The 25,427-nt window shown below is 37.4% G+C and carries 22 protein-coding genes; 9 read left to right on the top strand and 13 right to left on the bottom strand.

Annotated features, from left to right (window positions below; translation table 11 throughout):
* Position 1: 1 nt before the first annotated feature.
* The 3 genes from purS to purK are packed head-to-tail and all read right to left on the bottom strand — an operon-like array spanning position 2 to position 2,155.
* Complete coding sequence (gene purS / locus QNH29_RS14115; protein ID WP_283865380.1) at positions 2 to 268, bottom strand: phosphoribosylformylglycinamidine synthase subunit PurS; 267 nt, start codon at positions 266 to 268, stop codon at positions 2 to 4.
* Positions 261 to 980 (bottom strand): phosphoribosylaminoimidazolesuccinocarboxamide synthase, encoded by a 720-nt coding sequence (purC, locus tag QNH29_RS14110; protein ID WP_283865379.1) that lies wholly within the window; start codon positions 978 to 980, stop codon positions 261 to 263. Before purC ends, purS begins: the two co-directional genes overlap by 8 nt.
* A 47-nt stretch (positions 981 to 1,027) precedes the next feature.
* Positions 1,028 to 2,155 carry a 5-(carboxyamino)imidazole ribonucleotide synthase gene (purK, locus tag QNH29_RS14105; RefSeq protein WP_283865378.1) on the bottom strand — a complete coding sequence of 376 codons (1,128 nt, stop codon included), beginning with the start codon at positions 2,153 to 2,155 and terminating at the stop codon, positions 1,028 to 1,030.
* 191 nt (positions 2,156 to 2,346) lie between these two features.
* Here purK and purF point away from each other — a divergent pair, with 191 nt between their 5' ends.
* Positions 2,347 to 3,726 carry an amidophosphoribosyltransferase gene (gene purF, locus QNH29_RS14100; protein WP_283865377.1) on the top strand — a complete coding sequence of 460 codons (1,380 nt, stop codon included), beginning with the start codon at positions 2,347 to 2,349 and terminating at the stop codon, positions 3,724 to 3,726.
* A 425-nt stretch (positions 3,727 to 4,151) separates the two neighbouring features.
* Here the strand turns inward: purF and QNH29_RS14095 are convergent, their stop codons facing one another.
* The 3 genes from QNH29_RS14095 to QNH29_RS14085 all read right to left on the bottom strand — a co-directional run bounded on the left by QNH29_RS14095 (position 4,152) and on the right by QNH29_RS14085 (position 8,297).
* Positions 4,152 to 5,678 carry an AbgT family transporter gene (locus tag QNH29_RS14095; protein WP_283865376.1) on the bottom strand — a complete coding sequence of 509 codons (1,527 nt, stop codon included), beginning with the start codon at positions 5,676 to 5,678 and terminating at the stop codon, positions 4,152 to 4,154.
* 22 nt (positions 5,679 to 5,700) lie between these two features.
* Positions 5,701 to 6,882, bottom strand: a complete 1,182-nt coding sequence (locus tag QNH29_RS14090; protein WP_283865375.1) for an amidohydrolase — start codon at positions 6,880 to 6,882, stop codon at positions 5,701 to 5,703.
* A 119-nt stretch (positions 6,883 to 7,001) separates the two neighbouring features.
* Positions 7,002 to 8,297 (bottom strand): hypothetical protein, encoded by a 1,296-nt coding sequence (locus QNH29_RS14085; RefSeq protein WP_283865374.1) that lies wholly within the window; start codon positions 8,295 to 8,297, stop codon positions 7,002 to 7,004.
* Positions 8,298 to 8,582: 285 nt separating this feature from the next.
* On the opposite strand from QNH29_RS14085, the gene QNH29_RS14080 reads away from it, so the two are divergent.
* From QNH29_RS14080 to QNH29_RS14070, 3 genes are all read left to right on the top strand, one after another.
* Positions 8,583 to 9,245 (top strand): DUF6944 family repetitive protein, encoded by a 663-nt coding sequence (locus tag QNH29_RS14080; protein WP_283865373.1) that lies wholly within the window; start codon positions 8,583 to 8,585, stop codon positions 9,243 to 9,245.
* A gap of 336 nt (positions 9,246 to 9,581) precedes the next feature.
* Positions 9,582 to 10,808, top strand: a complete 1,227-nt coding sequence (locus QNH29_RS14075; protein ID WP_283865372.1) for an NAD(P)/FAD-dependent oxidoreductase — start codon at positions 9,582 to 9,584, stop codon at positions 10,806 to 10,808.
* Positions 10,809 to 11,498: 690 nt separating this feature from the next.
* Positions 11,499 to 12,371: a LysM peptidoglycan-binding domain-containing protein gene (locus QNH29_RS14070; RefSeq protein ID WP_283865371.1), complete on the top strand. Its 873-nt coding sequence runs from the start codon at positions 11,499 to 11,501 to the stop codon at positions 12,369 to 12,371.
* A gap of 458 nt (positions 12,372 to 12,829) precedes the next feature.
* On the opposite strand, the gene QNH29_RS14065 is transcribed toward QNH29_RS14070, so the two are convergent.
* A complete protein-coding gene (locus QNH29_RS14065) occupies positions 12,830 to 13,297 on the bottom strand; it encodes a DUF3291 domain-containing protein (protein ID WP_283865370.1) in 468 nt (155 codons plus the stop codon).
* A gap of 290 nt (positions 13,298 to 13,587) precedes the next feature.
* Between QNH29_RS14065 and QNH29_RS14060 the strand changes: the two genes are divergently transcribed.
* Together QNH29_RS14060 and QNH29_RS14055 are read left to right on the top strand one after the other, a co-directional pair.
* Positions 13,588 to 14,997, top strand: a complete 1,410-nt coding sequence (locus QNH29_RS14060; RefSeq protein WP_283865369.1) for a phospholipase D-like domain-containing protein — start codon at positions 13,588 to 13,590, stop codon at positions 14,995 to 14,997.
* Positions 14,998 to 15,343: 346 nt separating this feature from the next.
* Positions 15,344 to 16,273 carry a DUF2628 domain-containing protein gene (locus tag QNH29_RS14055; protein WP_283865368.1) on the top strand — a complete coding sequence of 310 codons (930 nt, stop codon included), beginning with the start codon at positions 15,344 to 15,346 and terminating at the stop codon, positions 16,271 to 16,273.
* 67 nt (positions 16,274 to 16,340) lie between these two features.
* On the opposite strand, the gene QNH29_RS14050 is transcribed toward QNH29_RS14055, so the two are convergent.
* Positions 16,341 to 17,267 carry a DMT family transporter gene (locus QNH29_RS14050; protein WP_283865367.1) on the bottom strand — a complete coding sequence of 309 codons (927 nt, stop codon included), beginning with the start codon at positions 17,265 to 17,267 and terminating at the stop codon, positions 16,341 to 16,343.
* A gap of 477 nt (positions 17,268 to 17,744) precedes the next feature.
* On the opposite strand from QNH29_RS14050, the gene QNH29_RS14045 reads away from it, so the two are divergent.
* Both QNH29_RS14045 and QNH29_RS14040 read left to right on the top strand, forming a co-directional pair.
* On the top strand, positions 17,745 to 18,365 hold the full coding sequence (locus tag QNH29_RS14045) for an NAD(P)-dependent oxidoreductase (RefSeq protein WP_283865366.1): 621 nt from the start codon (positions 17,745 to 17,747) through the stop codon (positions 18,363 to 18,365).
* Between the two features lie 249 nt (positions 18,366 to 18,614).
* Positions 18,615 to 18,998 (top strand): GtrA family protein, encoded by a 384-nt coding sequence (locus QNH29_RS14040; RefSeq protein WP_283865365.1) that lies wholly within the window; start codon positions 18,615 to 18,617, stop codon positions 18,996 to 18,998.
* A 69-nt stretch (positions 18,999 to 19,067) separates the two neighbouring features.
* Here the strand turns inward: QNH29_RS14040 and QNH29_RS14035 are convergent, their stop codons facing one another.
* The 5 genes from QNH29_RS14035 to QNH29_RS14015 form a co-directional block, all read right to left on the bottom strand.
* On the bottom strand, positions 19,068 to 19,937 hold the full coding sequence (locus QNH29_RS14035) for a 50S ribosomal protein L11 methyltransferase (protein ID WP_283865364.1): 870 nt from the start codon (positions 19,935 to 19,937) through the stop codon (positions 19,068 to 19,070).
* Positions 19,938 to 20,443: 506 nt separating this feature from the next.
* The gene (locus tag QNH29_RS14030) at positions 20,444 to 21,385 is read right to left on the bottom strand and encodes an SMI1/KNR4 family protein (RefSeq protein WP_283865363.1); all 942 of its coding nucleotides are present in this window, start codon (positions 21,383 to 21,385) and stop codon (positions 20,444 to 20,446) included.
* A 211-nt stretch (positions 21,386 to 21,596) separates the two neighbouring features.
* Entirely contained in the window at positions 21,597 to 22,064 is a 468-nt protein-coding gene (locus QNH29_RS14025) for a hypothetical protein (RefSeq protein ID WP_283865362.1), read from the bottom strand.
* A gap of 177 nt (positions 22,065 to 22,241) precedes the next feature.
* Positions 22,242 to 23,552, bottom strand: a complete 1,311-nt coding sequence (locus QNH29_RS14020) for an ammonium transporter (protein WP_283865361.1) — start codon at positions 23,550 to 23,552, stop codon at positions 22,242 to 22,244.
* 5 nt (positions 23,553 to 23,557) lie between these two features.
* Positions 23,558 to 23,917, bottom strand: coding sequence for a P-II family nitrogen regulator (locus QNH29_RS14015; RefSeq protein ID WP_283865360.1), 360 nt, complete (start codon positions 23,915 to 23,917; stop codon positions 23,558 to 23,560).
* A 377-nt stretch (positions 23,918 to 24,294) separates the two neighbouring features.
* On the opposite strand from QNH29_RS14015, the gene QNH29_RS14010 reads away from it, so the two are divergent.
* Complete coding sequence (locus QNH29_RS14010; RefSeq protein WP_283865359.1) at positions 24,295 to 25,299, top strand: DUF3231 family protein; 1,005 nt, start codon at positions 24,295 to 24,297, stop codon at positions 25,297 to 25,299.
* Positions 25,300 to 25,427: the final 128 nt, after the last annotated feature.

The following is a 25,427-nucleotide window of genomic DNA, read 5'->3' as shown; positions in this document are numbered from 1 at the left end:
CTTACTCCCCTCCTATCCTTCGGAGCTTGGTAAGATCAAACCTAAAGTCTTCAATCACGGTATTGGCTAACAGCTTTTCACACATATCCCTGACCCGTTCTTCTGCTGCCTTTTGATCATCGCTTTGTATTTCAAGCTCCATGTATTTCCCGATTCGTACATCCCCAACCTCGTCGTACCCAAGCGAATGCAGCGACTCGTGGACGGCATTCCCTTGTGGGTCTAACACGCTTTCTCTTAATGTTACATACACCGTTGCTTTAAACATTAACACTACCCCCAATTCTTCGTAGGATTTCCTGATAGGCTTCCTCTACATTTCCTAAATCCCGTCTAAACCGATCTTTATCTAATTTTTTCTTTGTATGGGCATCCCAAAAACGACACGTATCCGGGGAGATTTCATCCGCTAAGATGATATCTCCAGCTGGAGTTTTGCCAAACTCCAATTTAAAATCAACTAAGATTAGATCTTTGTTTAAGAGATATTCGTTTAAGATTTCGTTGATTTTCAAAGCTTGGTTTCGAATGTCTGCTAATTCTTTCTCTGTTGCTAAGCCAAGAATGGCGATGTGATCTTGGTTAATCAAAGGGTCCCCTAGTTCATCATTTTTATAGTAGAATTCCACTATCGTTTGAGGAAGTTCCTTCCCTTCCTCCCATCCCAGCCTCTTTGCCAGTGATCCTGCAGCTATGTTTCGAACTACCACCTCAATGAGAATAATTTCTACCTGCTGAACAATCTGTTCGGTTGATGAGAATTTTTTTATAAAATGATTGTCCAACCCTTTTTCTTTCAACAAACTAAGAAAAATGGCACTAATCTCGTTATTTAACGTTCCTTTTCCGGCAATTTGCCCTTTTTTCTCGCCATTGAAGGCAGTGGCGTCATCTTTATATTCAATCCAATACGTTCCTGACTCAGATGTTTTATATACCTTTTTCGCTTTACCTTCATAAAGCATTTCTAATTTTTCCATTATTTTTCTCCTTTACTCAGTCTTACCGAACAAATAGACGACTTCTTTTATGTCCAGATATGGAGGTCTTTGATTTGCTGGTTCACGTATTCGAGAGTTGGACCCAAAAAATTGATATGGCCCATTTTCCTATTTTCCACGCTTTCCTTTTTGCCGTATAAATGTATTTTAGCTGTTGGAGGAAGTTGGTCGATTTTAGCTAGCACGTTACTTAGATGCTGACCTAAAATATTCACCATAATAATCGGAGTCAAAAGAGTAGTATCTCCTAAAGGCAGTCCACATATTGCCCGAATATGTTGTTCAAATTGAGACGTTATACAGGCATCCATTGAATAATGTCCTGAATTATGTGGTCTTGGTGCTAACTCATTGACGATGATTTTACCATCATTCGTTAGGAACATTTCTATTGCAATTAATCCTACTACGTGTAAGGAGTCAGCTATTCTCAAAGCGATCGTTTCTGCTTGATTCGTTTGCTCATTCGTAATTCTGGCAGGAACGATGGACTGATGCAGGATATTATTAATATGTACATTTTCCGCTACAGGGAAAGTCTTCGTTTGACCTTGTACATTACGGGCAACAATCACCGATAATTCTTTGCTCAGCGGGATAAATTGTTCAATGACCATGTCAATTCCGGCTTTATTCCAAGCCTCAATCGCCATTTTTATATCATCTTTACTTCTAATAACCCACTGCCCTTTCCCATCGTAGCCCCCTGTTGCGGTTTTCATTACACAAGGAAGTCCTAGACTTTCAGCAGCGGAGTAAATGTCGTTTTCTGCTTCAATGACCTTGAAAGGAGCAACAGGCACATCAAAGGACTGTAACGTTGTTTTTTCCCGAATTCTATTTTGTGTTATTTTAAGGAGCCTGCTTCCTTGTGGTACGTAGGATGTCGTTTCTAAAATTGAGGCTACATGAGAATCAACATTCTCAAATTCGTATGTAATAACATCTGAGAATTGTGCTAATTCCTTTGCGGCGTTTAAGTCGGAAAACAGAGCTTTCAGTTGACGATCAGCAACTTGTCCGCAGGGAGAATCCGGTGTCGGGTCTAACGTGTTGAAGCGGTATCCCATATTTCTCCCCGCAATTGCAATCATTCTTCCTAGCTGTCCTCCTCCTAAAATACCAATGGTTGAGCCGGGTTTGAGTACTTTCACAGCTTTTTCCTCCTAAATTCAGACAAACTTTTTTTACTAATGCTTTTAAATTATCCTGAATGACATTTCTTTACTTTAATAACCAACAAAAATTTTATCGCTGCACACTGATTACTAGGAAATGAATATAAGAGGATAGAAATTCTCCTTTCGCCAAAAATAAGGAAATGAAATCACGGGAGGCAGACAAAATGGATTCAGAAATGCAGGAGAAATGCGGGGTATTTGGTGTTTTTAATCACCCCAAAGCTGCCCATTTAACCTATTATGGACTTCATGCACTTCAACACCGCGGACAGGAGAGTGCAGGAATTGTGGCTACTGATGGGAAATCATTCAGGCATCACAGAGGAATGGGATTAGTTACGCAGGTATTTTCCCGTGAGACCCTTGATGGATTAACCGGAAATATGGCCATTGGCCATGTCCGTTATTCGACATCTGGTGCAAGTTTATTACAAAACGCTCAGCCCCTCGTCTTTAAATACAGTGAGGGTGATTTGGCCGTTGCCCATAACGGGAATCTTGTGAATGCCAATATCGAACGGAAAGTGCTCCAGCAACAAGGGGCCATCTTTCAGACAACAACTGATACAGAAATTATCGCCCACCTTATAGCCCGTTCAAGTAAAAAATATTTTAATCAAGCTGGACCTGAAGTTCTTAAGCGGATTGACGGATCATTCGCTTTACTAATTATGACGGAAAAACAAATGCTCGTTGCCCTGGATCGTCATGGATTACGCCCCCTTAGCCTCGGAAAAATTGGCGAATCTATTGTCGCGGCTTCCGAAACATGTGCGTTAAATGCGGTAGATGCTAAGTTCTGGAGAGACGTTGAACCGGGTGAATGGCTTCTCATTGATGAAAAGGGGTTTCAAACAGGAAAATTTGCTGAAAAAGGCGAGGTTTCCCTTTGTTCTTTTGAATTTGTTTATTTTGCTCGTCCGGATAGCGTGATTCATGGAAGAAGTGTATTAACCATCCGGAAAGAGTTAGGCCAAATTCTAGCAAAAGAACATCCGGCACCAGCAGATGTTGTGGTTGCCGTGCCAGAATCAAGTGTTCCTGCAGCGATGGGGTATGCACAACAATCAGGAATTCCGTATGAAATGGGGATCATCAAAAACCCTTATGCGGGCCGTTCCTTTATTGAACCAACCCAGGAATTGCGCGACCTGGCAGTTCGTCTAAAATTAAGTGCAGTACGAGAAATTCTCGAGGATAAGAGAGTTGTGCTGGTTGATGATTCAATTGTTCGGGGAACGACAAGCAAACGCATTGTTCAATTGATTCGTCAAGCAGGTGCCAAAGAGGTCCACGTACGAATCAGCTCCCCTATGGTAAAAAACCCTTGTTTTTATGGAGTGGATATGCCTACAAAAGAAGAACTATTTGCAAATAAACATGAACAAGAACAAGCAATGGGGAAAGTGATCGGAGCAGATTCTTTAGCTTTTTTAAGTACGGAAGGGTTATTAGAGGCGGTTGATGTAGATTTAGCAGACACCAGCAGCCGCTGTATCGCCTGTTTTAGTGGGGCATATCCAACTAACTTGTATTTGAAGTGAAAGATGCAATGAAGTGGTCTTTGACCAAACTGCTGTTCATTTGGACTCCTTTTCATTTTAAGACCATACGCACTCATATCACTCCCTTTTCATCAAATGCTTGCTTAAAATCAAACGCAAATGAAGTGGGTTGTATTTTTATAGTGAAGCAATGTCATGATTTTGTTTGTGAACAAAGTAGTAGTCTGCAATCAAAATTCCAAACAACGACCCAAGGAACGCGGAGTAGAAAGCAAGTGACTAATAATGAACTGTTCAAATGCGCAACAGCACGAGCAAAAAAAATCCCCTTATCCACTCTTTGGATTTGGGGATTTTTCTATTACGTTAAAAGTGATAATGAAGGCAGTTTTCAGTTTCATTTAACAGTTCGAATCGTTTATTTGTCTTCTTAAAAAGAATCAAAAACCTACATCTTTTAAGGCTTATAAATGGATTGGCCCCTCAGGTCCAACTGGGATTCCTAATAGGTACCAGATGACAACAAGTATGATCCAAAAGATTCCAAAGAATAATGTGTATGGGAATAGTGCTGAAATTAATGTTCCTAAACCAATCTTATTATCAAATTTTTTGGCGAAGGATAATAACAATACAAGGTATGGAAGCATTGGTGTAATTGGATTTGTAATGGAATCACCCACACGATAGATGGCTTGTGTAAACGCAGGGTGATAATCCAAATACATAAACATTGGTACGAATATCGGCGCAAGGATGGCCCATTTTGCTGAAGCACTGCCGATTAATAGATTGACAAAAGCAACAAAAATAATAAACAGGACAATTAAAGGAACACCTGTAAATCCAATATTGTTAAGGAAATTAGCTCCTTTTATTGCAATGATGGGTCCTAGATTACTCGTTGCAAAGAAAGCGAGCAATTGAGCTGCAGCGAACACCAACACAATGTAAGGACCCATTGTACTCATCGCCTTACCGACCATTTCTCCGAAATCTTTCGATGTTTTAATCGACTTAGAGCCAATTCCATAGAAAAGACCAGGAATGAAGAAAAAGATCGTTAACAGTGGTACGATTCCCGTGATTAATGGTGAACCATCAATGATGGAACCCGTTTCGGGGTTTCGTAGAATCCCGTTCTCGGGAATAATCAATGCTAAAATGGCGATTAAGAACACGAGTGCAGAAATCCCCGCCCATTTTAACCCACGGTTTTCTTCAGGTGTGATCGATTCCATCTTCTCGATATCACCCGAATAAGTGCCGAAGCGCGGGATTGTAAACTTATGAGTAACCCATAATGAAACAAATAATAACACAATAGCTGAAACTGCGATAAAATAATAGTTCATCGCAGGATTCGCTGTATATTCAGGATTCACGGTTTGGGCCGCAGGTCCTGTGAATCCCGCTACAAGCGTATCTGACATTCCAATAATAAGGTTGGCTGCAAATGCCCCTAAGGTGGAAGCGTAAGCGACTACTAAACCAACTAATGGATGATATCCAAAAGCCATCAATACCGATGCTGCAAGTGGCGGTAAGACAACAGGTCCAGCATCACCAGCAGCATTCCCGATGATAGCAATTAAGATAATACTTGGTATGATGACCTTCTTAGGAGTTGTCATAACAGCTCGCTTCATTAAGGTTGCAAAGAACCCGCTTTGTTCAGCAAGGCCAATTCCAATCATCATCACAAGCACCATCCCAAGCGGTGGGAACGCACTGAAATTGGTAACCATTTTTGTCAGGATTTCTACTAATCCTTCACTGTCAAGAAGATTATTAACAACCACCTTTTCTCCTGTAACTGGGTGAATCGCCGATACATGAAATAATGATGCGATGAATGATGACAGTAACGTAATTCCGCACAGAATAAAAAACAATACGATTGGATCAGGCAATTTATTACCTGCGTACTCGATAGAATCTAGCATTCTGTCAAAAAATGATTTTTTTCTTTTCTCTGTCTGTGGTGTCATGTTACTCCCTCCTCGTAGTTGACTAGTCTTTTGTTAGTGTTAAGGCAGTAAGAACGTGAAATTTTAACCCATCCTTTAACGCATTTTCATCAATATCAAATTTTGGATGATGATGTGGATAGGTGATGCCCTTTTCTATATTTCCAGCTCCGATCATGACATAACAGCCTGGCTTTTCGTCACTGAAAGCGGAGAAATCCTCTCCACCAAGCATAGGGTCCACCCAATCAAGACGACGTTCAGAAAAATGGTCCTCAATCATACTGGCTATCTTTTCAGTAACTTCGATGTCATTAACGACAGAATTATAACCATAGGTGTAATTAACAGTAGCAACAGCACCGTTCGATTTAGCAATTCCTTCAGCGATGTCAGTAATTCGGTTCTTGATTAATTCACGTGTAGTCTGAGAAAAGACCCTTACTGAACCACCGATTTCAACACAATCCGGTATAACATTAAGCGCTTGTCCCCCAGCATGAAATTTCGTAACCGAAACGACCGCTGAATCGAGTGGAGCGACAGAGCGTGAAACAATATGATTGAGTCCATTCACCATTTGAGCACCTGTTGCTAGCGGATCAATGGTTAATTCAGGTGTAGAGGAATGTCCACCTTTACCCTGGACAATGATTTCAAATATATCACTATTTGATGTGATGGCCCCTTTCCTGATACCAATCGTACCGTATGGAATGGTCGTCATCAAATGAATGCCTACAACCTCATCCACACCGTCAAGAACTCCTGCGGCTACCATTTCTTTTGCTCCACCAGGAGGCAATTCTTCAGCATGTTGAAAAATAAAAACGATCTCACCGCATAAGGATTCTTTCTGTTCGATTAGTATTTTCGCTGCGCCCAATAGCATGGAAGTATGGCCATCATGTCCGCATGCATGCATGACACCATTATTTACAGACGCAAATGACAATTCAGTCGCTTCCTGTATGGGCAGTGCATCCATATCTGCACGAATGGCAATAACCTTTCCTGGTTTAGATCCCTTTAACCTAGCTGCCACACTCGTTTTTGTGGGTCTTGATAATTCTAAACTTCCAAAACTCTCAAGTACATCATAGACATATTGGGCTGTATTATACTCTTGAAAGGATAATTCTGGATGTTTATGCAAGTATCGTCGCCATTCGATTACCTCTTCAAAAACCTCGTCTATACGGTCCAAAACATTACTATTTTCCATTTATCCCCACTCCTATTTAACGAATAATTAACGTCATTGCGTTAATGCTTTATTATACTATAATAAATTTATAGAAAATTTTCAATAAAATAAAAAAAATAGCCATTAATTAGCTATTTTTAAGAATGAAAACGATATAGTTTCATAGGTCTTCCCTTATCACTGCTTTTGGTTTCTCCTACTTCCTCGACTAGCCCTGTCTTCCTGAGACCAAGGAGAATCCGCTGGGAATTGCGAAAGCTCATGCCAAGCTCGATTGCAATATCTCTTGAAGTAAACGTATCCCACTGCTTTTGCTCCACATAACTTCTCATTTTATTGTATAGCTGGACGCTTATTTGAACCTCACTGAGCTTTTGGACAATTTCTGGCTCATCACTTTTACTTGTATAAGACACGATTTCCTGATTGCTTCTGTATTCTTCCACGATCCCCTGTTCATCGACAATCACAATCATGTTTTGATGTGCACCCCTTGAACGTTGAACGGCCTTTCTGGCATTATATTCAGCCTTAAGAACCGAATCTCCAAACCCCACTCCTGCAGCAATAGGCAGTTTCCATTGATCATGCATTTTTTGTATGGTTTCCTGAAGGATATGGATATGATGTGTTACATCTCCCCTGGAACTAAATATCATGTAATCGCCTTTTCCTGCTCTTTGAAACGAACCATTCAGTTGGCGGCTGACACGAAGAAGAGCCTCTTCCATTTTCAATTCTGCGGATTGGATATCATAGAGTAATTCTTCCTTTATCCGCTCTAAATCTGGTTTCTCTGCTTCAATAAAACAAATAGCAACCTGCGTATTTTGATAATAGTGTGCTTTTGCTTTTTCAGAAAGCGATACTAAGGTTTGTTTGGTTCCAAGTCTTGTGGTGGTGATCCATGAGACCGGTATTCCTTTTTGCTCTAACTGTTCCTTTACGTTTGGATAACAAGTGAGCACACCATCAATTTTTCCTTTTTCCCACAGCTGGTTATGAAACATATAGATATCCTGTTCATTCACATCCGCCGGAAATTGTTGAACCAGCAGGTTTTTGATCGGTACATCCAGCTGTCTCACTTCAGCGGCATTAATCGCATCAGGAAGGTCAATGCTAATCTGTTTAAAACCCTCATTCTTTTGTAAAAGTAGACTAATGAGCGAATTATATAATCCAGTCTCCCAAGATAAGATGCCATGAAGGCTATCGTCATTACCGAGGACACCCTTGGCAATCGCATATGGAATGGGTCCGGAAAACAGCCAGACATCCACATCTAATTTATGCTGTAACACAATCTCTTTCGTTTCAATGGCCTGTTTATAAGGAAATGGCAAAAATTTTATATTTTTCTCAAACTCTCTGGCAACTTCCAAAATACGCTCAATCGAAAGTTCTGGTCCTACTACTCCGACCTTATACACCTAGATCACCTTGCCTCTGATTTAATAAGCTTTATCAAATCATAGCATAAAAACTCTCAGACTTTTCAAGTAATGTTTACATGTGAGAAGAACAAATCTGGGGAGAAGTCATGTATTATAATTGGCTACGCATCGATTCATGACATCGTGATTGTTTAAAAATGCCTAATAATTTGAAACGATGGGCTCTCGTTCAATATAAAAACGTGCAATCTAAGCTCTCTGTAAATTTACGCTGGGTTATGAATAGTATAAATACATCCCCTTTAAGGAGCGTTTCGGAAAATGACTATTCGTGGAGAAGATATTCTTATTTCAGGAACATGGATACTATTTGTTGGTTCACTTATAGATACAATCGGGCAGACCCAGCAAACCTTCACCAAAAGCAATCTGGGGAAAGAATTAATCATAAAAGGAAATGGGATTGAAGCTCTCGGAAATTCGTTACAAGCCATTGGGAGATCTAAGCTGTTGACATCAGAAATGGAGCTATCTCAACTATATACCATCTTCGGTAATTGGCTTGAGGCGTCTGGTAATACTACAAATTCAGTTGGAGTAAGTCTTGACATGAATGGCGCTGAGGATGAAGGAATAAAAATAGATACCCTTGGCAGTGGAGTCCAAGGTTTAGGTGCAGCGTTTGAAGCAGTAGGTGCATTCCTTGAAGAGGATTCATCCTATAGGACTCTTGCTATTACTGGAAATAGCTTTGTTTCTTTAGGTGCTTTTATAGAAGCGATCGGTAACATTTATGTTATAAACGAAAAAGATGTCATTGGAGAACAGATTCTATTAGTTGGAAGCTGGATTCAAGTAATTGGTGCCTTTATATTAATTAATGCCATTTCCCTTGAGGTTGAACACATGAAACACGAGGAAAATCCAAAAAATGAAAATAGCGATGTATATCTCTATTCTCATGATCATTATTCCTTTCACTAAATTCCTAAATCCTGTCGTTACCTAAAGAAGATGTCGTTTTTTGCTTCTAGGTCATACTAGGTATTGATTCCTGATACCTATGTTTCCATTAATCTAATCATTATCCAAAACAAAAACACTCACAAACATTGACCATTCAACATTTGTGAGTGTAATTTCTTTAAACCATGAGAAACGTCCTGTGGTAACAAATTTCATTCGAAGATCTTTTTTCAACAGAGCTAATGGTTAGAACAATTGTAGTAATGATTCTGTATATCCAGATCACAGGTTGGCATACCCAAAATGGAATTGGAAATAGTAACATTATACTTATTTTAAAACTGGGGGATATCAATGAATGTACAATCTGGAACCTATTATTGGCCAACAACTTTTCCTGATGCTCCATCATACCCTGCATTAAAAGAAGACATTTCTTGTGATGTATTAATTATTGGTGGCGGGAGCTCAGGGGCCCAATGCACCTATTATCTTGCTGATACGAATTTAGATGTCGCCTTAATTGAAAAATCAACCGTTGGCAGCGGCAGTACTAGTTCTAATACTGCCCTTATTCAATATTCCGGAGAAAAAATGTTTACAGACCTCATTAACACATTTGGAGAAGATTACATTAACAGGCATTTGCAATTACTAACGGAAGCCATTAATGAAATGGAAAAAGCCTCAATGAATGTCACAATTGAATGTGAATTTAATAGAAGAGATACTCTTTATTCTGCGAGCTGTGCAGAAGATGTTGAAAGTCTGAGAAAGGAATATGAATTTTTAAGGAAACACGGCTGTGAAGTTGCTTTTTTCACAAAGGAACAGATTGAAGAAAAATATCCTTTTAGCCGGGACGCCGCCATTTATTCATACAACGATGCAGAAATCAATCCTTTCAGATTTACACATGCACTGTTGGAGAATGCCTCAAGAAAAGGGATCCGTATATATGAAAATACGGAAATGAACGGTCACCATTATGATGAAGAACGAGGGAAAATGATTGTTTCTACAAAGAATGGTGTCTCTATCCAAGCACGCCATATAATTTTTGCAGCAGGCTATGAAGGAATGGAAATCAAAAAAGAGAAAAAAGCCTCCTTTGTGAGTACCTATACAGTAACCACCAATCCAGTTGAAGACTTCTCCAAATGGTATAACCGAACGCTCATTTGGGAAACCGCTCGACCCTATTTATTTATGCGAACAACAAGAGATAACCGGATTATCATAGGCGGACTTGACGATAATACTACATACCCTGAAGATCGTGATAGTAAATTGATTAACAAAAAGAATAAACTAATTGAAGAGTTCAATAAAATGTTTCCTACTATTAAAGTGCAGCCAGAATATTATTTATCTGCATTTTACGGAGGTACATCGGATGGCCTTCCGATTATCGGTCAATATGAAGAATATCCTAATTGCTATTTCTTATTTGCCTTTGGTGATAATGGCATGGTTTACAGCCAGGTGCTGTCGAAGATTATTGTAAAGGAGATAGTTGATGGGAACAGTCCAGATTTAGCTTTATACTTGCAAAAACGCCCTTTACTAAACAAGGGTTAAAAAATGGGGATCGTTTTGTCCCCTTTTTTCTTATTTCATAAACTTCTTCTCCAACCTTATTGATAATTTCCATTATAAATATTCAAAAACAATCATTTCGGCCAACACCAATTTCGTTTTCTATCGGTCCAGTTTTTTTAAATAAGAACACAAAAAGGAGCATCTTTTAGGATGCTCTTGTTACTTTAATACTTCTTGTAAGAACTGCTTTCCGATTTCCTAGATAAGATCATTTCCAGTATATATTTAACCACAACTGCCTTTAGCACATAACCTGGGATAGAATAGTAGTATTTCCAATTAATCATAATAAGAACCCTCTATAATATTTGCCAAGCAGCAAGTGTCCGAACCCAGGGAACGTAGCAGACCAAAAGGCGACAATATAAGGATTCCTCAAATGTAAGATAGGAGTATCCATGATACCCAAAAAGGCTCTTGAACGTCTTGGTTTATCCATATTACCCCATCCAATCTTTTTACGTTCGCTTTTAAATATAAGAATTGTTATTAGTCTGTCATGAGATACAAAAAATTATTATTTAGAGGAAAAATTGAGGATATATACCATTAAGTCTATATTGCCGTTAGTAGAATCCGCCCTTTTTTGTTTTAAAACCAAAATTGGGCTTATTTATACGAATCCAAACCGATATTACCTCGTCAAAGTAAATGAGGTGATGAAATAACATGAAAAAATTTAAACGTTTCATGCAAGTTGTTCTGTGTACAGTTTTGATGGGAGCTGTATTTTATTTCGGTAATGGGAAGGCATTTGCCGATGATCAATATATTACGATAAAGAAAGGAGATACATTATATAGCCTTTCAAAGAAATACCATGTTTCCATCGAAGATTTAAAGGAATACAACCAATTAAAAAGCAACAAAATTATTGCTGGTCAAACGCTAATCATTCCAGATCTTGAACGAGCCAAACCATTGTATGTTGCTGTTGCTGGTTCTTTTAGCAAGAAGAGTAATGCGGATAAGCGGGTATCTTTTTTGAAAAAGAAAGAGATTGAAGCGATTGTTGTTAAAAAAGTAATAAATGGTAAAACGTATTATCGCGTTCAGGCTGGTGCCTTTTCAAGTAAATCCAAAGCTGAGAAAATGGTTAAGAAGTTAAAGAATAACGGGATAAAAGATGCTTTCTTTCTAACGGAGACACCTCTTCAAATTAATGGAGTCACCGTAGGGACTTCTTACAATCAGCTACTTCAAAATTTCGGGCAGCCACTCAAAACAGAGGACGATAAAAATACCAAGTCGCTTTATTATAATAATGAAGGTGCCGGGGTTCGTGTGGTAATCAATACTGCTAATGGTTCCATTGAACAGCTTCAAGTATATCCAGAATTTCTGAAAACCACTTTCATCCCAACTGAAAAAAATAAAATTCTTAATCAGTATGGAAACCCGAATGAAGTTAATATTGTAAGCTGTTATGAAAGTGCCACTTGCGAACAAATTGTTTATAAATTTAATAAAAACGAATTAATCGTTCAGATTGACCGAGATGGAAAAACCGTTCAGTATTTAGATTTACGAAAAACGAAATGATAATAGTCCCTGCCTTTCTTTTAAGGCAGGGATATTTATTCGTTGTAATGATTCTTTCACTAAATAATTCCATCCGCCAAAAGAGGTTCAGTTTTTCTATCCACCAGGCGACATACTTAAGGTATTGCTCTGCTTCTAAAAATATCCTTTTGTATGGTACCTTCATAATATTGTTTACTTTAATGGGACAAAATTAGTTAAGAAGACAATCCCTTCAAAATTATGAGGCTCATAGTGGGAAACAGGAAATTATGCCGAAGATGGTACCAATTTATTAATTAAAAACGGATGGATGGAATACCCGCCTCATAATGTGGATCGTTATAAACTTCCAGAAGATTAATGCCTCTCTATGAATTAAATAAGTAGGGCTAAAAAAGCCCTGCCCCTTTTCCTATTATCAGGTTCATTTCACAACTTAGTTGGATTCCTTCAAAAATAGTTTTTGTGAACCACAACTACTTTACTATACACCTCTCCCCTTTTTCATCAAATGCATGCTTGAAATCAAACGCAACAGAAGTGGATCCATGGTGTAAATAATAGTTATATCTTTTAAAAGCCTCCTGCCAAGAGACATCCTTCACCTTTTCTGTCCACCAGACTACATATGGAAGGTGTTTCTCTTGATATGACTCCATCCATTTGTTTCTGTCTCTCAATGCTTGTCTATGCTGACCTGAGTAGGTAAAACGATATAGACCTTCAAGGCTTTTCCATACTGTTAGTGTAAGAACAGGAAAACCATCCCCTTTGGCTGCTTCATCCGGGATCGTGACTCCAAAAGGGGAAAACTCTTCTATTAACTGGCCTGTTCTTGAAGCCTGTCGCATAACTTCGTAACCTGCTTCAAAAAACTCGCGCGAGGCTGGGTGATTATAATGGTGATGCAGTCTACCCACCGTATAAATCGAAACGAATGCCATATGTATCCCTCCATTAATTGTCTATACCTAGGTATATTCAATTAAGGAGGAATCTTATGACCTTCTAATACCAAGTAAAATCGCTATTCTTAAGCTCGTACTTTCTCCTGTAAGTCCATTTGTACTGATTTCCCAATCGATGACCTTGTTTCCTACTATGGAACGATTTTTGATAGTATTTCTTTGTTATTTCATATTGTATAAAATGTTGAACAAACTATTAACAATTAGTATGGATTTACAGGTGTTGGTATGGAGGTAAATCCGATAAACAGGTTAGGAGAGCAGCTATGATTATTCTCATTTTTTATTTACTGTATATCGCTATATTCGGCATAGTAATTTTTAAAGATAAACATCCGCAGGTCAGCAGCACCTTTAAGGAACAACATAAAGTGGGAAGATTGTATGGCAATGAGACGTCACAGGATCGCGTGATTCTACTGGAAGAAAAAAAGTTTTCCGGTTATGCCCGTGTTAACTTAATGCAAAACGCACAGGAGTCCATTGATGTCGCCTATTATGCGATTAAAAAAGGTTATATTACCGATCTATTATTTGGAATGATTCTGGATGCGGCCGAACACGGCGTAAAGGTAAGGATCCTTTTGGATGGAATATTCCATGGTCTTAGATTTAGTCTAAAAGATGTACATTACGCCTTAATCAATCATCCAAATATCGAAATTAAATTTTATGAACCATTAAATCCTTTACTGCCTTGGACATGGAATAATCGACTACATGATAAATTACTTATTATCGATAATAAGTATGCCGTTATCGGCGGAAGAAATATCGGTGATCGTTATTTTATTGAAGAAGGTCAAAAATCCGCTACGAATGACCGAGATGTTCTGATCATTAATACGGATCCCAAGACAAAGGAAAGCAGTGTTTTGAATCAAATGGAAGGCTACTTTAATCAAGTCTGGGACCATCCCATTACAAAGGTTTCTATTAATAAGCTATCCTCCCGCCAACAAAAGAAAGCAAAAGAAGCCAATCAACAATTAAAACATAAACTAGAGAATTTGAGAAAAACAGATGAAAAAATATTCAATAATTATTATGATTGGGTGAAAATGTCCCTTCCTACTAAAAAAATCACCTTTATTCATAATCCTATACAAAGATTTAATAAAGAACCGTGGGCTTGGTATGATTTAACAAATCTCATGAAGAATTCGAAAAAGTCCTTTGTCATCCAAAGCCCTTATGTTATTCCAACGAAACCGATGATTCCTTATATGGATACGTTACAAGTACCTCCTGAAAAGATAACAATTTTAACGAACTCGTTAGCATCCTCAGCCAATGTTGTTGCCTATTCAGGACATATTAAATATATAAACGGGTTGGTAAAAAAGGGTGTGAATATATGGGAATATCAAGGGGCGGACTCCATACATGCCAAAACATTTATCTTTGATGATCGATTGAGTGCCATTGGAGCATTTAATATGGATCCCAGATCGACGTTTTTAAATACAGAGTCTATGGTCGTCATCGATAGCGTAGAATTTACAGAAAGTCTCGAAAAGGAAATGAACCAGTATTTTAAAAAGAGCTTAAAGGTATCAAAGGATAAATCGTATATAGAGGACCCTAACTTAAAACCAGGTAAAGTAAGTTGGGTTAAATCATTCAGTATAAAAGGACTATCCTATATAACGGGTTTTTTCCAGCATTTATTATAAGGCTCCACTCAATAAACTCAGATAGGTATAGTTAAATTGCACTAAAAAAACAACAAACTTTTCGAATACAGCCTGAAATAAAAAAGGATTGATTGATGATTGAGGTGGACTTTTCCATGTCAATGACAAGTTCCTATCAAATAAAGAATGTCTGTAGAAGCGTCACCTATCACTAGATAGGTGGCTTTTGTTTTTTTAAAAAGGTGGATGTATTTTTTAAACTAGGGATTTACGGTTCAAAAGAAAACTATTAATATAATTTTCATAAAAACAATAAGATTTATATAGTTAGCAACGATTATTTTTCCATACAATAGTATTAGAAAAATAAGAAAGGTGGGAGGGTATGTTCTGTCGATACTGTGGGCATCAGCTAAATGATGAGGACCGCTTCTGTTCAAGTTGCGGGAAAGCAATCGATATTACCGGTGAAACGGAGCTGGCAATATATAATCAAAATACCAATTCTGATAGCGAGGGTGATTTAAAAGAATCATTTGTAGGAAAAAATTTCGATTACTACAACGGTAAGTGGGACAATATTGAGGAAAAGAAAATAAAAACCAGCTGGAATTGGGCGGCATTTTTTTTAGGTCCCTTTTGGTTTGGATATCGGAAAATGTATATTCCAGTACTCCTTTTTGCGGCTTTCTATCTCGCCGTCGACCTTTCCCTTTTTTTGTTGAAATACGAATACACCGAAGAGACGTATATCTTTAGTCCAATTGATCAAGCTATTGTGTGGCCTTTTTCGATTATCCTCAGTTTATTAGGCAATTATATTTATTTAAAACATACAAACAAGTATATAGATAAATCTCATTTACTTCCGATCAATGCAGAGCAAAAAAAGTTATGGTTCAAAAAGAAAGGTGGAACGAGTTGGCTAGGTGTCCTGCTTACTTTTTTCATATTCTTTGGATATGGCTTTCTTTCCGCTTTTTTATTCCCTACCAATGTAGACAAAATCTTGTCTATCAAAGATGGTTATTTTTATGAATATCCCACTACGACGATTGGGGAGCAATTTAACAATTTTTTCGATGAACCAGAATGGGAATATGTGAGTTCAGATAGTCCAGCTGAAATTATTCGGTTTACGGGTGTGGCGGAGTATGATGGCTATGATGTGAATATAACCGTAGATTTTATCTTAACGGAAGATTCTTTCGAAATCCATTCTGCAAAAATGAATAATGAGGAAATGTCAGACGAGGAATTCAATAGTTTAATAGATGCTATATTTGCAAGTGCCGATAACGATCTGACCCTTTAGTAAAAGTAGAAAAACGAAGAAGGGCTGCCCAAAATGTCAGATAACTGACAATTGGCATCCCTTTAATCTATCTATATGTTTTAGTGATATTTATCATGGGCGGATGCTGCTTTCTCTCCATTCCAATCCATACTAAACCAAAAATAATGACGACTCCCCCAACGACCTGTGCAGCCCAAATCGGTTCATTAAAGAACAAAGCACCCGCCACGGTAGCTGCTGCTGGAACGAAATAACGGAAAAAGTTCGCTTTTGCTGCCCCAACATGTTTCATTGATACATTCCAAATAACAATGGCAACGACAGTACACATTAGCACATTGTAAGCAACGGCTCCCCACGTGGCGGTCGATAGATTTTCCCACTGGATCGTACTCCATTTACCCAATGTAATCGGAAATATAAAGAGTGAACCAAAGAGAATGAACCAAGTCGTCACCCGTAGAGGAGAGTATTTTTCCATCAACGGCATGGTGGCTAAATTAAACAAGGCACCGATTAAACTAATGGCTAGTGCAATATAGTTTCCAATCATATACTCAGAACCTAAATCAAAACCATCCTTCCCGCCAAGAATGATCATCGTTACTCCTACTAATGCGATTAATCCCCCCGCTGCTACTCTGGATGTTATTTTCTCGCGCGTAAATAACGGTGCAAAAAGAGCCGCAAAGATTGGCCATGGAGCTACGTTCAACAGAGACGCATTCGTAAGTGTTGTATACTTGATAGAATACATGACCATAATTTCCATTGCAGTGATGCCAATTAACCCAATAAAGGCTAGTCTTAGTAAATCTCGTCTTTCCACTTTTACGCTGCCTTCTGTCACCTTTAACAGAAGAAATAATACAGGCAATGCCAGTCCAAATCTAAGAAATACAAACACCTCTGCAGGAAAGACTTCCATCGCCCAGCGCGAAACCCCAAAATTGATTCCCCAAACAATAGCTACAAAAATCAAGCCTAAATAATAATAAGATTTTGACGCCATGTTATCTCCTTTCAGTTATAGGTACTCCCGCCGTGTACACCATCTCTATAGTCAGTGAGTATAATCTACTCTAGTTAACATAATATAGTTATTTTTTATAACTAAAGCTCCTCTAGGTTGCTTTTACTAGCCTAACATCAAATTGTGCTGCTCCTTACTTGGGCTTCAGGCCCCTATGCTTTCCCCACTGCCATTTCTTCGATTTCTGCTGCTATGTTAGCAATATCATCAAGCTGTCCCCTACGGCAGTAACCATTCCACTTCTAACATATGAAATGATTATTTAGTTTACTACTACTCTTCAAAAACGAATCTACCCCCTTCTTATGTTTAGAAGAGGTTTAACAACTATTGGACAATTAGAAAAGCCCGAATGAAAGTAACCAGTTATTACCGAAACGCTGGACGTTAATGAAAAGGACAATAAAAAACATTTATAGTAAAATATAAGTATTTGCAAAAGGAGCCTCATTTCTTATGAATATTTTAATTTTAGGTGCAACGGGACGAGTGGGAAGTCAAATAGTTACATATGCTCTTCATGATAGACATCATGTTACTGTATTAGTTCGTACTCCAGAGAAGATTCAATTAAATAATGATCATTTAACCATTATGCAAGGAAATGTTTTAAATAAAGATGATCTCGTACGTGCAATGCATGGGTGTGATGTAGTTATAAGTGCACTAAATACTGATGGCACAACCACTCTATCGGAAAGTATGCCACTTATTCTAGAAGCAATGGAAAACAAAGGTATAAAACGAATCATAACTGTTGGAACGGCGGGTATTCTGCAGAGTAGAACGACACCAAATTCTCTGCGTTATCAATCAAGTGAATCAAAGCAGAAGTCAACCCGTGCAGCGAAAGAACATCATAAAGTTTACGATATGCTCAAACAATCAACCCTCGAATGGACGATTGTCTGTCCTACGTACTTGCCGGATGGAGAAAGGCTAAGCAACTATCGAATTGAACGAAATTTTTTGCCAGAGGGTGGTGTTAAAATATCCGTACAGGATACAGCAGATTTTACTTTTAAACAGATAAAAGCAAGCGATTATATAAAATCACGTGTAGGTATCGCCTACTAATAATAGAGACTAAAAACAATAGAAATCGCACGGTTTAACCCTTGCATTTTTATAATTTGAAATCAATATTCAGTGATAACAGAGTATAACCTTAATAGCGCGGTATGCACTCATGTAAAATGAATCGACCTCTCCTTATTTTCAGAGGTTCAAATAATCCTGTAGTTGATTAACTAAACCCGAAAAGATATAATCTAAACGTTAACACACCGATTTCAGTAAACAATCTAGCAATGAGAGGCTGTAAGAATGCAAGTAAGTAAAGAACTATTGGATAAATTCATTAAATACAGTGCTGTAGGCTGCATAAGCGTACTCATTTATTATATATCCGTATTCGTATTAGTAGAGCTGTTTGGTAGAAATCCCATACTCGGATCAGCTGTTTCCTTTGTCATCATGACTTATTTTTCGTTTCTACTAAACAGAAGGTTTACCTTTGGGAGTGACTTTTCTTACAATAAATTGATACGCTTTCTCGCTGTATCAGCGATTGGTTTCACATTGAATACGGTCATTATGTTTTTAGTTGTAAATGTTTTTACTCTTCATTATGCAGTAGGAGAAGTCGTCACTACATTGATTATTCCTATCATCAATTTTATCTTGAATAATTATTGGACTTTTAAATAGAACGGATTGAAAGCAGGGATCTAACGCGGCCCTGCTATTCTATGCCTTATGAAAAAGTTTTACACAAAATTAATTCGCTTTAAAAAGGCATGTGACCCATTCGTTACTATGTTTCTTATCCTCCAACCTGAACCCTTCTGCTTTAAACAAAGACTCTACCATTTGAAAATTCCATTCAAGCATACCTGAACATATAAAGGCAGTCTTCTTGCAATTTAATAGTCTTTGGGCGTGAAGGATTTCCATATTTTCTTGTGTTCCAATATTAAGAAAGACCCAGTCATATACTTTATGGATTCTGTTTTTATTTTTGATTAAATCACTTTGAACCACATTCACCGGCTTTACATTATTCAGCTCACACTGATAGAGAATTTCCCGCTCAACCGGCTGAATATCATACGTATCGATAGTGGTGGCTCCTTTGATTGCCGCAGCTATACTTAATACCCCTGATCCTGCTCCAATGTCTGCAACACTACATCCTTGGAAATCATGATTTAAAATAAAGTGTAAACAATCCCTCGTGGTTTCATGATAGCCTGTACCAAAATTCCCTTGAGAGTCGAGGACAATCTGCTTTCCTCTATCGTAATGGCTGATTCTAGATGGTGTAGTGATCACCCAGCCATTCTCAAGAAAAATATCATCAAATGATTGCTGGTAATTCAACTCATTGACTTTCCTCACGACCAAACTGGACTCATCAATATTTAATAATTCTACTAACTTATGCCGTTCCCTTGCTTCGATAAAATCGTTGATATAGATATTAAGGTCTGTGTTTTCATTCTTTCTCTCTACAAAGGCATAACCATTGGCATCTGTAACAACATCTAATGGAACCTCATAAAAGGTTTGATGATATCCCATTTGATATAAGTGGGGAATGATTCTTTCAATCTTTTTGGCTGGAAGTTTTACGGTTATTTCATACATCGTTTTTTCTCCTCATTATTGGACTCCAGACATCCGCTAGAGCCAACATCGACCTTTTTTACCATTATGTCCAGTCAAACGGAAAGAAAACGAATATTTTACAAAAATGTGAGCATATTTGAATGGGATTAATCCACGTAGACTGCCACCTTTACCGCGTTTTTTTGGGAAATCATTAACAGAACCTTAACATCAAAAAAGCAAGTTCTTAACAATGATTAATTATTCTATTATTAGTGGGATTGCATGTGTGTCTATCATGGTAATTGGAGTAGGCGGAGCCATTACTGGTAAATTATTTTAAGGAAAAAAGGCTAAAGACCATGCCTTTTTCTGTTAGTGGAAGAGTTGATTGGCATATTTCAATCAATGTGATATAACTAAAAAAACTGACACTGCACCGTTAGAGGAACAAACAAAAAAACTGCCGAAGCAGCCAAATGTGAACTTAAGCCCCCGACAGTTAAAAAAGAACAAGTCTATCTTCACTATACGTCTCTAAAATATTAATCCTCATCATCTCCAAATTCGATCCTTACTCCAACAACCTCTTTAGAAATGTTATATTTTATTTTCACCTCGTACATTCCGTCACCATAACCAGACATGGCAACCGCACCACCTGGAACAACACCCCCCTGTGCATTAGTATCAACCATATCACAACATGCAACATAATATTTTAATCCAACTTCATCTATCTCTATGTCATGAACATTTTTCAGTTCATATTGGATAGCGTCATCTCTCCCGAATAATGCAAGATCAAAGATTCCAGCTTGGGCCGAGTCAACTCCAATCGGTTTATCACAATCATGCCATTTTCCACTTGGTATCTTTTGTCCATAAAATACAAGTAAACTTTCAACCACTTCTTCATCTGTGTAGGTAATGACTGCTGTCCATTTCCCATTTTTCACATTTAAAAGTATGATTTGCAGGTCTTCTTCATCGGACGGATAACATGGATCCGTAACAATTAACTTTCCACTTTCTACTGTAAAAGTACCAATTGTTTTAGGCGTTTTAGTATTCATTTTCGGCACATACCAATCAATAAATTGGCTTAGAGTTGATGCTTTACAATCGCTTATGCCTGTTTTATTATTCCAAATAAAGATTAGTTCCTGCATAAATCTTTTTCTAATACGGTAGCAAAGTTTATCACCATTGATATTTTCACCAATAAAAATTATATCAGTCGGTATATTTACCGCACTTTTCTCCCAATTATGTTTTACAATATCAACTGTTGATGCTGATTGTTCATTAGTTCGAATAGGGAACAAAGTCCAATCACCAAATTTTGCTCCATTCGTTGATAAAAAAAGTTCTTTATATTCCTCCGGAAAAATAGCACCAAGTGCTTTTTCTGTTTTTTTCAATTCTAATAACGAAACACCAGCCACTTTTGAACTCGGATTAATCATGTATATTACTTTCTTCATTTCTTCCTCCATGATACTTTCGGATAAATAACTATGAGTGTTTTCGATAATTATTATTAAAATCCCTCTATTTATTCAATAAATTTAATCATTTCTTAGTAAATAAACTTCCCCGTTATTTGAATAGGAAAAAGCGATCCTTCGTTAATGAAGCATCGCAGTGGTTAATTGAAGAAGAAGTCCTTCTTTATTATTAGGTATCGAATGAATTTTACTTAACTTTTTCCTTATCAAAGATATCTTCCTGCCATAACTGATAAAGATATAAAATGACAGCTAGTATGGTCATTGCCAAAAGATTTTTAAGTGGTGTAAAACTACCAGATTCTCTTATCTCGAGTTTGTTTAAAATTTTAATAAGACCCATCCCGTAGAAAAGATCGATTATTAAATTAACCATTATATACACCCAAAATTTTCGAAATGTAAAATAAAATATCCAGATTGTTCCGACCAAGAATATGCTGTATACAGTAAATAATGGTGCTATTTTGTCCCAGCTAAAAAGAGTCTCTTTAAATTTCCACCAGTTATATGACCAAGCCATTTGTGCCAATATTGTGTTGAACACTGTGGCTAGTAAAGCGACTGGCATATATCTCCGAATTGCTGATCGGTCTAAAAAGATTAAAGTAATCCAAGGAATAATAAATAAAGACCAAATAACCAATTTAACCATATTATAAGTCCTCTCCGTATTAACTATATATATATAACATGTCCTCTATTGCTAAGGTAAATGCATTTTCACAATCACCCGTTAGCCAACCATGAATCAGAGATTCACCACGGAAAATGTAAGAAATTTTGTTCTTACTTAAGAAGGATGTAACTTAAGGACAGCTACTTTATATATTTAAATTACTTCTCTAATTTTCTCTTTTCTTGTAGGAGCAACCGAAATTCCTGTCGTTTCTTCAAAATTATATAAACTCGTAGGTAAATCTGTGAATCGTTCTAATTCATTATAAGCTGGAATACCGTGGTATGACATATCTAAACCTTCTTCTTCTTCACGTTCGCTGGCTCGTAGTCCGACAGTCTTCTCACATACCTTGGCCATAAAGGCACCACCAAGAAGTCCCCATACAGCAACTACTGCTGCACCAAGTAATTGTACTTTTAAAAGTGAGAAATTCCCTGTTGTTAGAAGACCTTGAGAGGTATCAAACAACCCTACTGCAATCGTTCCAAAAACACCATTGAAGCCATGAACAGCTACTGCTCCCACTGGATCATCAACTTTTAAATGGTCAACTAAAAGTGTTGCATATATCACAATTAATCCGCTGAGTGCCCCAATAATAATCGCACTCCATTGAGAAACAAAAGCACATCCAGCTGTTACAGCTACAAGACCAGATAATACTCCGTTAATTGTCATACTTGGATCTGCCTTTCCAAATTTTTTCATTGTAATAAGAAGGGCAGAAGTTCCACCGCTCGCTGCAGCTAGCATTGTATTAATGGCTATAGATGCAAGGGCTATATTTGAAGCGTCTAATGTGCTTCCTGCATTAAAAGCAAACCAACCAAACCATAAAATAAACGCACCAGCTGATGCTAAAGGAATATTACTTGGAGCAAAAACATTCGCACTTCCATCTGAATTAAATCTTCCTTTTCTTGCTCCCAATACTTTTGCCATGGCAAAAGCCGCAAAACCACCAACCCCATGAATAGCAGCCGAACCAGCAAAATCCTTCATTCCTAATTTTGCTAACCAACCCGCACTGTTCCAAATCCAGTGACCTGAAAGGGGATAAATAACCGTACAGATAAGAGCCGCTGTTAAAATATACGCTTTAAAATTCATCCGCTCAGCCACTGCACCAGAAACAATTGAGATACAAGCTACTGCAAAACCCATTTGAAACAATACAAAAGCTGCACTTGGTAATTCGATTGAAAGTGCAATCTTTTCTGGACTTCCAAATAAATTTGTACCAATAAATCCGTAGACATCTTTTCCAAACATAACTCCAAAACCTATAACCCAAAAAACCAAGGCTCCTATAGTTAAATCCACAAATATCTTCATTGTTACGTTGACAGCATTTTTAGTTCGAACAAGGCCAGCTTCTAGCAAACTAAACCCACCTTCCATAAATAGAACCATTGCGGCTGCCAACACAATCCATACAGTATTTAAATACATTAATTCCATGTTGATTAGTCCTCCTTATCTGCTAAATCATCAATATCAAAGTCTGTGGTACCTGTTCGAATGTTAAAAGCCTCTAGAATCGGATAGATGTAAATTTTCCCATCCCCTTCTTCTCCAGTTTGAGAAGAGTCTATAATAATTTTAATTGTAGGTTCAACCATGTAGTCTGAAAGGACAATCTCCAATTTTACTTTTGGATGTAGAGTCACGTTATAATTCTTACCACGATAAACTCCTTGAGTATCCTTCTGTTTCCCTCTACCGACTACCTGTGACACAGTAAAGCCTGTAACTCCTATATTCTTTAACCCTTTAATCGTCTCCGTGAGCTTCTCAGGTCTTATAATTGCTTCTATTTTTTTCAATTTTTCTCCACCTCATACTCATGTTATATTTCCTAACATCATTATGGTTAATAATATTACATGTATTAAAAACACGCAATAACTATTGCGAAAATTATAAATAGTAATATTATGAATTAAAATCTAAAAAGGACTATGAAAATTAAAAAGACATCGAATGGATGGATGTCTTTTTCCCGCCCTTCATATTTTATATATGTATTAGTTGGTTCTGGTCGGCATTTTGAAAAATGAGCACAGCAATCGAAAAGCTCATCCTAATTTGTATTCTCTTATTCCACTAACCTCCCAATTAGCGGAATAAAAAATGGCTGCGAATTATTGAGCTAGGTGTTTAACACTTACTGAATTGGAAATAATATTCACGAGGTGATAGTGTGGATGAGCATAAGTTAAAACTCACATCTTCTGAAATAGGTTCTTTATGGGGTGAGTATGTAAACGGAACAGCGGTAGATGTAGTTAATAGATATATGTATTCAATTATTGAAGATGAAGCAATAAAAACGATTTTTAATGAAGCTATTAAGACATTCGAAGATCAAAAGAAGAAAATTATCACATTTTTTGAGAGTGAAGGGTTTCCTGTCCCCATAGGATTTAATGAATCCGACTTGTTCTTAGGAAAACAGAGATTATTTTCAGATGCATTCTGCCTAAATTATTTACACATCATGACTTTACATGGATTATTAGGACATACCACTGCGTTTAGCATTTCTGTTAGAAAAGACTTAAGAGATTTTTATGACTCATGTAATAATGATGCGAAAAAGATGTATAACCAAACGATTGACTTATTACTTGATAAAGGACTTTTTCAGAGAGACCCATTATTTTATGCATATGAACATCCTCAATTTATTTCAAGTACTGATTTTAAGGATGGTTTCTTTGGGAAAGGGAGAACTCTTGCTGCTACTGAAATCATTAGTATTTCTTTTAACCTAAAAAAAAGTATCATGGCTAAAACACTATCTATTGCCTTCAGCCAAGTGGCGGAATCCAAAGAAGTAAGAAAATTTTTAAGTGAATCTGAAAAAACTGCAGATGATCAAATAAAAGCATTAGCAAAAATACTCCAGGCTGATAACCTGCCAGTGCCGAAATCATTGGAAACGGAAGTGTCAATTTCAACCGACTCTCCATTTTCAGATAAGTTATTAATGTATCACATGGGATTTATGTTTCAAGCAGCACAAACCTACCACGGGGCAGGTCTTGCAACAGCTATGCGCACAGACCTAGTGGCCACTTATGAGGCTACAATTATACAAAATCTATTGGTTACAAAAAATTGGTTTAATGTTATGGTAAAAAATAACTGGTTAGAACAACCTCCACTTGCACCTAATAGAACAGAAATTGCAAAGCAAAAATAACAAAAATTGCCCTTCCATATCGGTCGGGCTTACTATTTTTTCAGAAAATCCTACTTCCACGGAAGAAATTGGTCTTATCCATTATTTTAAGTCAGATAATTTTTCTTCCGTAATAAGTTCGTATAGGA

Source organism: Neobacillus sp. DY30 (assembly GCF_030123065.1).
Taxonomy (GTDB): domain Bacteria; phylum Bacillota; class Bacilli; order Bacillales; family Cytobacillaceae; genus Neobacillus.
The sequence above is the reverse complement of the archived record's forward strand: the minus strand, read 5'-3'. Positions and strand labels throughout refer to the sequence as shown.

Bases quoted from the DNA above. Each gene is read 5' to 3' on its own strand.
- QNH29_RS14035 (WP_283865364.1), bottom strand. From the start codon at position 19,937: ATGTATGAAATAACCGTAAAACTTCCAGCCAAAAAGATTGAAAGAATC.
- QNH29_RS14090 (WP_283865375.1), bottom strand. From the start codon at position 6,882: ATGGAAAATAGTAATGTTTTGGACCGTATAGACGAGGTTTTTGAAGAG.
- QNH29_RS14020 (WP_283865361.1), bottom strand. From the start codon at position 23,552: ATGGAATTAATGTATTTAAATACTGTATGGATTGTGTTGGCAGCCGCA.
- purF (WP_283865377.1), top strand. From the start codon at position 2,347: ATGGATTCAGAAATGCAGGAGAAATGCGGGGTATTTGGTGTTTTTAAT.
- QNH29_RS14030 (WP_283865363.1), bottom strand. From the start codon at position 21,385: ATGAAGAAAGTAATATACATGATTAATCCGAGTTCAAAAGTGGCTGGT.
- QNH29_RS14045 (WP_283865366.1), top strand. From the start codon at position 17,745: ATGAATATTTTAATTTTAGGTGCAACGGGACGAGTGGGAAGTCAAATA.
- QNH29_RS14075 (WP_283865372.1), top strand. From the start codon at position 9,582: ATGAATGTACAATCTGGAACCTATTATTGGCCAACAACTTTTCCTGAT.
- purC (WP_283865379.1), bottom strand. From the start codon at position 980: ATGGAAAAATTAGAAATGCTTTATGAAGGTAAAGCGAAAAAGGTATAT.
- QNH29_RS14070 (WP_283865371.1), top strand. From the start codon at position 11,499: ATGAAAAAATTTAAACGTTTCATGCAAGTTGTTCTGTGTACAGTTTTG.
- QNH29_RS14050 (WP_283865367.1), bottom strand. From the start codon at position 17,267: ATGGCGTCAAAATCTTATTATTATTTAGGCTTGATTTTTGTAGCTATT.
- purS (WP_283865380.1), bottom strand. From the start codon at position 268: ATGTTTAAAGCAACGGTGTATGTAACATTAAGAGAAAGCGTGTTAGAC.
- QNH29_RS14065 (WP_283865370.1), bottom strand. From the start codon at position 13,297: ATGGCATTCGTTTCGATTTATACGGTGGGTAGACTGCATCACCATTAT.
- QNH29_RS14025 (WP_283865362.1), bottom strand. From the start codon at position 22,064: ATGGTTAAATTGGTTATTTGGTCTTTATTTATTATTCCTTGGATTACT.
- QNH29_RS14055 (WP_283865368.1), top strand. From the start codon at position 15,344: ATGTTCTGTCGATACTGTGGGCATCAGCTAAATGATGAGGACCGCTTC.
- QNH29_RS14040 (WP_283865365.1), top strand. From the start codon at position 18,615: ATGCAAGTAAGTAAAGAACTATTGGATAAATTCATTAAATACAGTGCT.
- QNH29_RS14095 (WP_283865376.1), bottom strand. From the start codon at position 5,678: ATGACACCACAGACAGAGAAAAGAAAAAAATCATTTTTTGACAGAATG.
- QNH29_RS14080 (WP_283865373.1), top strand. From the start codon at position 8,583: ATGACTATTCGTGGAGAAGATATTCTTATTTCAGGAACATGGATACTA.
- QNH29_RS14060 (WP_283865369.1), top strand. From the start codon at position 13,588: ATGATTATTCTCATTTTTTATTTACTGTATATCGCTATATTCGGCATA.